We start from the raw sequence: 2,236 nt of genomic DNA, 5'->3' as shown, positions 1-2,236 counted from the left end.
TGGAAGCGAAAATCCGTTCTGCATGGGAATCTGTGCAGCATGGCCGACTCGGTGGTTATCCGGTGCAAACCGTTTCACGCGGACTCTTGCATCAGGAAGCGGAAGAGCTGACTGAAAATCGTAAGCGTTACCGTATCACACGGGACTTTATCATCACTTACACGGAGAAGCTGGCATGATCACTGCACAAACGACGGGATGGGCAGCACTGGGACGTCAATTGCAGGCACTGGATACGGCTCTACAGACCGACATCATGCGAAAAGCCGGTAAAAAGGCGATGCAGATTGTACAGGAAGATATGCAGGCCCATGCCGGTTATAACAAGAAAAGCCACACAGCGCATCTGCGGGACAATATCCTTATTCGTACAACAAAATCCAAGAAATATCCGGGGGGCGTGATGGTCACGGTTGGCCCGGCAAAAGCCCACCGAATAAAAGCCTTGGCGCAGGAAATGGGGACGATCAAACAGGTACCGAGTCCCTTTATTCGTCCGGCGCTGGACTACAACAAAACCGCTGTCATTAAGGTGCTGGCGCGAGAAATCCGTAATGCACTGGACGGTTATAACTCATAAGACTGGAGTAAAACATCATGGCAACCTCCCCTGAATATGCGGTATTACCGGTCGGTACTTTGGTGAAGTTCGGCAAACCCGGCGATAGCGTGGCACAGATGAAACCCCTCATCAACTGTAAAGCCTTGGGCGCAACCGGACTGACCGGCAGTTTTGTCGACTGCACCACCCTGATGGATACCAATAAGCAGTTTATCTCCGATATGCCGGAAGGCCCGGAAAAATCCCTCGGCTTTATCGATGATCCGGCGAACGAGGATTTTGTCTCTTTCCTGAACGCGGCAGAAAAGCGCGAAACCGTGCAGTTTTACATCGCTCTGCCGAATAAACGGACTGCCACGATGGTGCTGGCGCTTTCCGGCTGGGAAATGAACGACATTAACGCGCCGGCGAGTGAAGTGATCCAGATCACCGTTAAAGGCAAACAAAACAACCTCGTTTGGGGTATCGCAGACAGCAAAACAGGAGTTAACCCATGAAAGCACTGAAAGCGGCTTTACTCACTCCGCGTCCGCAGATTAAAGCGGTGGAATTGTTCGGTACGCAAATCAATCTGCGTCGGATGACGGCACTGGAACTGCTGGAGCTGGAAGAAAAAGCGGAAAAGCTGAGTAAAGCGGGAGACGGGCGCGAAGCCTCCCGCCTGAATATCCAGATGGTGCTGGATTGTCTGGTGGATGATAAGGGCAAACCCATTCCCTCCGATGATCTGCCCACGGCAGAGGAATTGATGATCGTCCATGATAACGCCATCCTGATTGAAGCCATCCAGACCGTGAAGCGTCACTCCATCGGTACACTGGAAGACGCCGAAAAAAACTAACTGACTCGTCGTGGCTGCATTTTGCCTTCACGTTAGCGGAACAGCTCGGCGAAATCGATCCCTATCGTATCCTGTCCTTGCCGGCGTCCACGCTCAACGAATGGCAGGCGTACTACCGACTGAAACACCGCCAACCGGCAGACAGTTCGCCCGCTGTGGTCCGGGCACAGTGTGAGGCTGTCATGAAATTATTGGGTTAAGTTATGGCTAATTTATCGACATTGACGGTGGGCTTGCTGGTCAATGCTACCGCGTTTAAATCCCGGATTATGGAGGCTTATCGCTATGCCGGGCGGGAATCAGAACGCTTTACGGATCAGGCGGGTTCGGATGCCAAAAAACTGGAAAAAACCTACCGTTCACTGGCATCGCACATCAAATCGGTGTCCGGGCAACTGGCATTACTGGCCGGCACCGGCTTTTCACTGAACACGATGATTTCCCATACCCGTCAATACGGGCAGGCATTGTCTGACTTGTCTGCCATTACCAGTGCAACGGGTGAACAGTTAAAAAGACTGGATGAAAACGCCCAACGGCTGGGGCGTACCACCGAGTTCGGGGCGACCAGCATTGCGCAGGCCCTGAAACTCATGGCCTCAGCCAAACCGGAGCTGCTCAAGAACACTGAGCAACTCACCCAAGCCACCGAGAAAGCGGTGATACTGGCGCAGGCATCCGGGATTGATCTTCCTGAGGCGACTCGTGCACTGGCGTTATCGCTGAATCAGTTCGGGGCCAGTGCCGCCCAGGCTGACCGTTTTATTAACGTACTGGCAGCCGGGGCGAAATACGGTGCTTCCGAAATTAACGAAACCGCGCAGGCCATTAAA

At 53.0% G+C, this 2,236-nt stretch carries 4 protein-coding genes; all 4 read left to right on the top strand.

Annotation, left to right across the window (positions count from 1 at the left end; genetic code table 11):
* Window positions 1-175 precede the first annotated feature (175 nt).
* A complete protein-coding gene (locus AACS92_RS20855; protein WP_099112010.1) occupies window positions 176-580 on the top strand; it encodes an HK97-gp10 family putative phage morphogenesis protein in 405 nt (134 codons plus the stop codon).
* Window positions 581-597: 17 nt separating this feature from the next.
* On the top strand, window positions 598-1,059 hold the full coding sequence (locus tag AACS92_RS20850) for a phage tail protein (protein ID WP_099112009.1): 462 nt from the start codon (window positions 598-600) through the stop codon (window positions 1,057-1,059).
* Window positions 1,056-1,403, top strand: coding sequence for a phage tail protein (locus AACS92_RS20845; RefSeq protein WP_099112008.1), 348 nt, complete (start codon window positions 1,056-1,058; stop codon window positions 1,401-1,403). Before AACS92_RS20850 ends, AACS92_RS20845 begins: the two co-directional genes overlap by 4 nt.
* Before the next feature lie 203 nt (window positions 1,404-1,606).
* A partial coding sequence (locus AACS92_RS20840) for a phage tail tape measure protein (RefSeq protein ID WP_099112007.1) occupies window positions 1,607-2,236 on the top strand: 630 nt, incomplete at its 3' end.

Source organism: Xenorhabdus sp. KJ12.1 (assembly GCF_963876495.1).
Taxonomy (GTDB): Bacteria; Pseudomonadota; Gammaproteobacteria; order Enterobacterales; family Enterobacteriaceae; genus Xenorhabdus; species Xenorhabdus stockiae.
This window is presented reverse-complemented; position numbering and strand designations above follow the sequence as displayed.

What these genes read in the sequence shown, in the direction of transcription:
- AACS92_RS20855 (WP_099112010.1), top strand. Translation starts at nt 176, where the DNA reads ATGATCACTGCACAAACGACGGGATGGGCAGCACTGGGACGTCAATTG.
- AACS92_RS20850 (WP_099112009.1), top strand. Translation starts at nt 598, where the DNA reads ATGGCAACCTCCCCTGAATATGCGGTATTACCGGTCGGTACTTTGGTG.
- AACS92_RS20845 (WP_099112008.1), top strand. Translation starts at nt 1,056, where the DNA reads ATGAAAGCACTGAAAGCGGCTTTACTCACTCCGCGTCCGCAGATTAAA.